Consider the following 7,807-nt stretch of genomic DNA (forward strand, 5'->3'; position numbering starts at 1 on the left):
TCCCACATTGGATAGTGCTAATTAATTGCCGCGTTTGCTGGTGATCTGCTTCAGCCGATTACCTTCGAACCGCAAGTATTGATACATCCCGCCATTGGGGCCGTAGGTCCATTCCTCGACCTGAAACTCTTCGCGCCGATCGGCACTGCGCTTGTAACCCAGCAGGTCGCGGCTGACTGGCTCACCGCATTTGTGCAAGACCTCACTCGAGCGATCGCCGACGCTGATCAATTGGCTGCCACAGCGCAGGGTATCGGCGGCCCAGGCCTGACTGGCCGATAGCGCCAGAACCAGGCCTGCCAGCAGCCAACGAATCATCACTCGGCATCCAGATGCATCGGTGTCACCACGCGGCCGTCACTTTGCGCCTCGCCCAGATTGGCGTCGATGAAGTACACCCGGTCGTCTTCCAGCTGCGTCTTGTCGACCAGGTAATCCTTGATGCTGCTGGCGCGTTCCTGGCCCAGTTGACGCAACAGCACGTCACTGGAGCTCCAGAATTTGATCACTTCGGCGCGCATTTTTGCGGTGCGCTCTTCCTTGCTCAAGTCCTTCCATTCGGCAGGGGGCTGGGTTTTCAGGCGGATGCGGTAGATACCTTCAAGCAGCGGGCCTTTTTCGTCGTCCGGCACTTCCAGCAACGAAGCCTGGGCCGGGACCTTGTCACCTCGGCGCTGGAGCATTTTGTAGTAGTTGTACTGGTATTCACGCTCCAGGCGTTGTTCGGCGATCAGTGGGCCATCGGCGTTCTGGGCGGCGGTACCTTCGATTTCCAGGCGTAGGGCCGGGCGCTCCTTGAGCGCCTTGGAGAGTTTGTCCAAAGCGCCTTCGGCGTCCTTGCTCAGATCGCTGGAACCCGCTACGAACGACACACTGCCCAGGTCTTCCGAGCCACCACCGTTGACCAGCCCGCCAATGAAATTGAACGGTGCTGCCGCGGCTTTGACGACCAGGTTGCGCAGGGTCTGCCAGATAATCGGCATGACGCTGAACTGAGGGTTGTTCAGGTCGCCGCTGACCGGCAGTTCGATGGAGATCTTGCCATCGACGTCCTTGAGCAGGGCAATCGCCAGTTTCAGCGGCAGGCTCACGGCATCCGGGCTGTCGACTTTTTCACCCAGTTGCAGTTGTTCGACTACCACTTTGTTTTCAGCTTTGAGCTGACCGTTAGTGATCTGGTAGTGCAGGTCGAGATTGAGCCGGCCCTTGCGGATACGGTAGCCGGCGAATTTGCCGGAGTAGGGCGTCAGCGTGGTCAGTTCCACACGTTTGAAGCTGGTGGCGATGTCGAGGCTGGCCATCGGGTTGAACGGATTGACGGCGCCCTTGATGGTCACCGGCGCGTAGCGATCGACCTTGCCCTTGATGTCGACACCGGCCGGTTTCGGCTGGCGACTGTCGATGGTGCCGATCTGCCCGTTGAGTTGCTGGATGGCGGTGGCGAAGTTCGGGGTCAGGCTGAAGTCGGCGAAATTGGCCGAACCGTCATTGATGAATATGCCGCCGATGTGGATGCCCAACGGCTTTTCATTGCTGGCCGGTTTGCTCGCTGCCGGTTTTGCCCCAGTGTCTGCTGGCTGCGCAATCAGCAGGTCATCGATGTTGGTGGTGCGATCATCGTTGATCATGAAACGCGCATAGGGCTGGAACAGGTTGATCTTGTCGATCGACAGGCTGTCCCCATGCTGATAGTTCAGGCCTTCGACCACGACCTGTTGCCACTTGAGGAAGTCGCGGGTTTTCAGGGTGTCCAGGGTATGCAACTGATCGACCTGGGCGCGGCCGGTGACGTTGAAGGCCAGGGGGGCGGTGCTTTTCAGGTCGACCGCCAGATCGCTGCCGAGCATGCCGCTGCGCAGTTCCAGGCGAATGAACGGCGTGATGTAGGACTGGGCAACCCGCAGGTCGATGTCCCTGGTCTGGACCTTCAGTCTGGCGCTGACCGGGGCCAGGTTGACCTCACCGTCGGCCATGATCCTGCCTTGCTTGCCCACACCGGTATCGAGCTTGAGGGTAAAGGGTGAGCCGTTGAGGCTGTCGAAGTTTTGCAGGTCGAGGTTCAGCGGGCTCAGATCCAGGGCGACGGCGGGTTGTGCCTTGCGGTCGGCCAGATGCACCTGGTAATCGCGCAACTGCACATCCTTGAGCAGCACCTGCCAGGGCTTGCCTGGCGCGGCTGGTTCAGGTTTCGGTGAGTCTGCCGCCGCCGGAGTGCTGGCCGGTTCGGCATCCGCCTTGGCTTTGGCGGTGGGTTTTGACGGTTGGCTGGCGAACAGTTTCTGCCAATCGAGTTGGCCGTCTGATTCCAGCGCGGCCCAGGTTTCCAGTTTGTGGCTGCGGATCTTGCCGACCACCACTTGCTGCTTGGCCAGGTCCACGGTGGTTTCGCTGACGTCCAGGCGCTCAAGCTTCACCAGCGGCCGGCCGTCCGGGGCCTTGATCGCGAAGGGGGCAATGGTGACCGCTACATTGCTCAGCAGTAGCTCGGTTTCCTTGGCCAGGCTGAGTTTGTAGTCGGTACTGATGCTCATGACACCGTTTTCGAGGTCCAGTGGCACGGCGTCGCGCACATAGGGCCAGAAGGCTTTCATCTTGCCATCGGTGATTTTCAGCTTACCTTCGGAGGCGATCGGGACCAGGCTGAAGTTGCCGGTCCAGTCGATCTGTCCGCCGTTGGGGCCGACGGCCACCAGGGTCATGTCGGCGCTGTCATCGGGCAGGGTGCTGAGGTTCTTCAGCTCGAAATCGAGTGTGTCGTAGACAAACTCGATGGGCTCGCTGGGCCGGGCATCTTCAAAGTGCACGGCGCCGCCGGCCAGTTTGATCCGTTCGATGCGCAGCGGAAACGGCTTGGCATCCGGGTCGGCCGGTGTGGGTTCGCTCGCTGGCAGTTTGAACAGTCCCAGCAGATTGAGTTTGCCGTCCTTGCTGAACAGGATTTCGGTCTTGGGCTTGTCCAGTTCGACATCGGACAGGTGCACCGCCTTGGTCCACAGGCTGTCGAATTGCAGATTGGCGTACAGACGATCGAAACCGACCTGCTCCTTGCCGGGCTCGCCGATGTTCAAGCCCCAAAGGGTCAGTTCAAGGCTGAACGGATTGAATTCGATCCGCTGGATCGTGGCGGGTGTGGTGGCGTAGTTGGCCAGTTGCTGGTTGGCAACGCGCAGCGCGACACCCGGTAAAATCAGAAAACCCAGCAAGCTGTAGAGGGCCAGAGCAGTCAACAAGGCGCCAGTGGCGCGAATCAATCCTTTGTACATGTGCGGCTTCATCTGTCTGGATCGGAGTGCCTTGGAGTATGGCACGCGTTTCCGGTTCCCAAGTGATTGCCCTGTTCAGTAAGTTTCAGATTTCTCCGACGACGGTCATAGCTGCAGGATCAGGGTTTTCAGCGGTGGTTGCTGATCCATCGACGGGAAGTCGGCGCCTGGCTTCATCACGCTCCACTCACGCACCGGCCGCCCGGCCTTCTCTGCGCAACGCAAAACCTGCTCGCGCCAGTCGTCCATGCTGACTTTCGCCAGGTTGTTGCAGCAGATCAGCACGCCGTTGTCGGCAGTGGTCAGCAGGGCCGGCTTGAGCAGGCTCTGGTAGTCGCGCAGCAGGTCGACGGTGCCGAATGCGCTCTTGGCCCAGGCCGGCGGGTCGAGCAGCACCAGATCGTACTGGCGCTGTTCCAGGCGCTGATAGCTCGGCAATTTTTGCCCGCGGCGCTGGCTGATCGGCAGGCCGGCCAGTTGGCGAATGGCCGGGAAGTAGTCGGACTGGATAAATTCCATGGTCGGCAACTGCGGATTGAGTAAACCGTTCTCCCGGCCGACCGCCAGGTTGCCTTCGGCGAAGTCCAGGTTGCATACCTCGCGCGCACCACCAGCGGCAGCACTGAGACCGACACCACAGGTGTAGGCGAACAGGTTCAGCACGCTTTTGTCTTTGCTGTGATCCTTGACCCAGCCGCGGGTGTTGCGCAGGTCGAGGAACAGCAGCGGGTCCTGCCCGGCATGGCGACCCCGTACCCGATAGTTCAGGCCCCATTCGTGGCCGATCAGGTCTTGCAGGGCGGCTTCGTCGGCGCGGTAGACGATGTCTTCGCGATCGATGCGCGAGTTGCCACGGGAGCGGTCGTTGTAGACCAGCAGGGTGTCAAAACCCAGGTGCTGATTGATCGTTTCGTGCAGTTCCAGCAGTTCCTCGCGCTCCAGCGATTGGTGGAAGCTCTGCACCATCAGTTGCGGACCGTAGCGGTCGATGGTCAGGCCACCGGCACCTTCCTGGCTGCCGTGGAACAGGCGATAGCAATCGGTGCCCTGGTGGTGCAGTTCGGCGAGCAGGTCCTGGCGTTGATCGAGGGCGGCGCGCAGCGCCTGATTCAAGGAAGACATGCTGGGCGCCTTGCAGGAGGGAATTGGGCGCGGGAGTTTAACAGTTATGGGGAACTCTGTAGGAGCTGGCTTGCCAGCGACAGCGGTGTGTCATCCAGCACATTTGTTGATGCGCGATCGTCTTCGCTGGCAAGCCAGCTCCTACAGGCCCATCCGTCGTTTAGCCCGCTGCACCGATCCATTGCGCACCGCCCAGCGCAGCATCGGCGCACTGCGATTGACGCTGGCGCGGATCAGCTTGCGTTGTAGCGGGTTCTGGCTGACGCCGAGCATGTCACTTGCCCAGTCCGGCAGCAGATCGATCCCGGCCTGCATCATCAAACCGCCGAAAGGCTTGGCCAAGCGACTGGGGGAGGGGGCGTTCAGCAGCAGGCGCAGGACTTCACGACTGCGCTCGTCGCACAGCAGTTGTGGACGGATGCGCTCAAGGTAGTCGGCAATTTCCCGCCGCGAACGGGGTACATCCCTGGCCCCGAGTCGCTCGGCGATCAGGGCAATTTCAGAGTAGTAGCGATCCTGATCGGCTGAGGACAGGTGCGGATTGCGATAGCGCAAGTGTGCAGCGAGGAAATTACTGACTTCCGCCACGTGCACCCATGTCAGTAAATCGGGATCGCTGGCCGCGTAGGGGCGTCCATCCGGCGCGGTGCCGGTAATCTGCGAATGGATGGTGCGGACCTTCTCGATCAACCAGTCTGCGTCCTGTCGTGAACCGAAGGTGGTGCCGGAGATGAACTGCCCGGTGCGGCGCAAGCGGCCCAGCATGTCTTCACGAAAGTTTGAATGGTCCCAAACCCCGGCCAATGCCAGTGGGTGCAGGGCTTGCAGCATCAGGGCGCTGATGCCGCCGATCAGCATGCTGCTGAAATCGCCATGGACTTGCCAGCTCACCGAGTCTGGCCCGAACAGCCCGGGGTCGCCCTTGGGGTTTTCCAGGTCGAGTTTGCCCAGGGACAAACCGCTCAGGCTCATGATCTGGGTTTCGATGCGGGTGCGGATGAATTCCATGGACACTCTGTAATTTTCTGTAGGAGCGAGCCKGCTCCGGGCGGCGTTCCGACGATGGACTTCAACGGTAACGCGTTTCTCCTGAATGTACGCGGCGTGCTTGAGTTCATCGCGAGCAAGCTCGCTCCTACAAAGGCACGTTATTGATTCAGGCGTTTGTCGATCAAGCCCTGAACAACGCTCGGGTCAGCCAGGGTCGAAGTGTCGCCCAGGCTGTCGAGTTCATTGCAGGCGATCTTGCGTAGAATGCGCCGCATGATCTTGCCTGAGCGGGTTTTCGGCAAGGCCGGCGCCCACTGGATCAAGTCCGGTTTGGCGAAACTGCCGATTTCCTGGCTGACGAGGGCCAGCAATTCTTTCTTCAGTTCATCGTTGGTTTCGACGCCATTCATGGGCGTGACGAAGACATAGATGCCCTGGCCCTTGATGTCGTGGGGGTAACCGACTGCAGCGGCTTCGGCGATGCTCTCGTGCAGCACCAGGGCGCTTTCCACTTCGGCGGTGCCGATGCGGTGGCCGGACACGTTGATCACATCGTCGATGCGCCCGGTGATCCAGTAATCACCATCTTCATCGCGTCTTGCGCCGTCACCGGTGAAGTAGTAGCCGGGGTAAGGTTTGAAATAGGTGTCGACCATGCGTTGCGGGTCGCGGTAGACGCTGCGGATCTGCGCCGGCCAGCTGGACTTCAAGGCGAGTACGCCGCTGCCGGCGCCTTTGATTTCCTTGCCCTGCTCGTCGAGCAATACCGGCTGCACGCCGAACATCGGTTGTGTCGCGCAGCCGGGTTTGATCCACTGTGCACTGACCAGCGGGCTGAGCATGATGCCGCCGGTTTCGGTCTGCCACCAGGTATCGACGATCGGGCAGCGCTCTTCGCCTACCTCGTGGAAGTACCACTCCCATGCTTCCGGATTGATCGGCTCGCCGACCGTACCGAGCAGCCTGACGCTGGCGCGGGATGTTTGCTTCAACGGTTCGGGGCCTTCGCGCATCAGCGCACGCAGCGCCGTCGGGGCGGTGTAGAAAATGTTCACCTTGTGCTTGTCGATCACCTGCCAGAAGCGCGAGGTACTCGGGTAGCTCGGCACGCCTTCGAAGATCAGTGAGGTCGCGCCGTTGGCCAGCGGGCCGTACACAATGTAGCTGTGGCCTGTGACCCAGCCGATGTCGGCGGTGCACCAGAAGACTTCGCCGTCGCGGTAGTCCAGCACGTACTTGAAGGTCATCGTGGCTTGCAACAGGTAGCCGCCGGTGGTGTGCAGCACGCCTTTGGGTTTGCCGGTGCTGCCGGAGGTGTAGAGGATGAACAACGGGTCCTCGGCGTCCATCGGCTCGGGCAGGCAATCGGCGCTGGCATCGCGCAGGGCCTGCTGATACTTGATGTCCCGTCCATCGACCCAGTTCACCTGCCCGTTAGTGCGCTCGACCACCAGAACGCTGCTCACGTCCGGGCAGCTTTGCAGCGCCTTGTCGACGTTCTGCTTGAGGGGCACGACTTTGCCGCCGCGCACGCCTTCGTCCGCGGTAATCACGGTGCGGCAGTCGGCGTCGAGAATGCGGTCACGCAACGATTCCGGGGAGAAGCCGCCGAACACCACCGAGTGCACCGCGCCGATGCGGGTACAGGCCAGCATGGCGTAGGCCGCCTCGGGAATCATCGGCATGTAGATGCACACGCGGTCGCCTTTTTTCACGCCACGGCTTTTCAGCACGTTGGCCAGGCGGCAGACGTTTTCATACAGTTTTTTGTAGGTAATGGAGGTGGAGTCGGCAGAGTCGTCGCCTTCCCAGATGATGGCGACCTGATCGCCGCGTTTTTCCAAGTGCCGGTCGATGCAGTTGTAGCTGACGTTCAGCTTTGCACCGGCAAACCAGCTGGCCTCACCGGTCTTCAGGTCGTAGCGTTGGACGGTCTGCCACGGTGCGCTCCAGTCGAGGAAGCGGGTGGCCTGTTCGGCCCAGAACGTACTGGGGTGTTCAACGGATTCGCGGTACAGGCGCTGATAGTCGTCTTGACTCAATTGTGCAGCCCGGCGGACGGCATCGGCTTTGGGGAACGTGCTGATATCGAACATGACGGTTCCTTATTCTTGTATTGCGACAAAGATTAAGATGCGCCGAGAGGTCAATGGGTTCAAGTCGTACACAAAGCAACTGTGGGAGCGAGCCTGCTCGCGATRGCGGAGTGTCAGCCAATCCAGTGCTGACTGATACACCGCCATCGCGAGCAAGCTCGCTCCCACATCTATGGTTACCCCCTTTTCTGCAATACTGTTGTTGATGTCGTGTTTGGCTTGCTTTCATCTATCCGGCGTCTGAGTTGGGGTTGTGGCCCCCGCGCCTCGATGAGAATCGATGCCCAACGACCCTAATTAGGGGAACGGCCTTGCAGCCGTGTGAGAGCCCAGGGT

5 protein-coding genes are annotated in these 7,807 nt (G+C 60.6%); all 5 read right to left on the reverse strand.

What is annotated here, in order from left to right; all coding sequences use genetic code 11:
- Positions 1-21: 21 nt before the first annotated feature.
- A complete protein-coding gene (locus tag AC1DRN_RS19885) occupies positions 22-318 on the reverse strand; it encodes a DUF2845 domain-containing protein (RefSeq protein ID WP_223463668.1) in 297 nt (98 codons plus the stop codon).
- Positions 318-3,275, reverse strand: a complete 2,958-nt coding sequence (locus AC1DRN_RS19890) for a DUF748 domain-containing protein (protein ID WP_223463667.1) — start codon at positions 3,273-3,275, stop codon at positions 318-320. The genes AC1DRN_RS19885 and AC1DRN_RS19890 overlap by 1 nt, the downstream gene beginning before the upstream one ends.
- A gap of 93 nt (positions 3,276-3,368) precedes the next feature.
- The gene (locus AC1DRN_RS19895; RefSeq protein WP_223463666.1) at positions 3,369-4,385 is read right to left on the reverse strand and encodes a class I SAM-dependent rRNA methyltransferase; all 1,017 of its coding nucleotides are present in this window, start codon (positions 4,383-4,385) and stop codon (positions 3,369-3,371) included.
- A gap of 141 nt (positions 4,386-4,526) precedes the next feature.
- Positions 4,527-5,393 (reverse strand): oxygenase MpaB family protein, encoded by an 867-nt coding sequence (locus AC1DRN_RS19900; RefSeq protein WP_223463665.1) that lies wholly within the window; start codon positions 5,391-5,393, stop codon positions 4,527-4,529.
- 140 nt (positions 5,394-5,533) lie between these two features.
- Positions 5,534-7,471: an acetate--CoA ligase gene (gene acs / locus AC1DRN_RS19905; protein ID WP_223463664.1), complete on the reverse strand. Its 1,938-nt coding sequence runs from the start codon at positions 7,469-7,471 to the stop codon at positions 5,534-5,536.
- Between the last annotated feature and the right edge of the window lie 336 nt (positions 7,472-7,807).

It is taken from the genome of Pseudomonas sp. P5_B3 (assembly GCF_056400405.1).

Excerpts from the sequence above, each read along its gene's own strand:
- AC1DRN_RS19885 (WP_223463668.1), bottom strand. The coding sequence starts at position 318 with ATGATTCGTTGGCTGCTGGCAGGCCTGGTTCTGGCGCTATCGGCCAGT.
- AC1DRN_RS19890 (WP_223463667.1), bottom strand. The coding sequence starts at position 3,275 with ATGAAGCCGCACATGTACAAAGGATTGATTCGCGCCACTGGCGCCTTG.
- AC1DRN_RS19895 (WP_223463666.1), bottom strand. The coding sequence starts at position 4,385 with ATGTCTTCCTTGAATCAGGCGCTGCGCGCCGCCCTCGATCAACGCCAG.
- AC1DRN_RS19900 (WP_223463665.1), bottom strand. The coding sequence starts at position 5,393 with ATGGAATTCATCCGCACCCGCATCGAAACCCAGATCATGAGCCTGAGC.
- acs (WP_223463664.1), bottom strand. The coding sequence starts at position 7,471 with ATGTTCGATATCAGCACGTTCCCCAAAGCCGATGCCGTCCGCCGGGCT.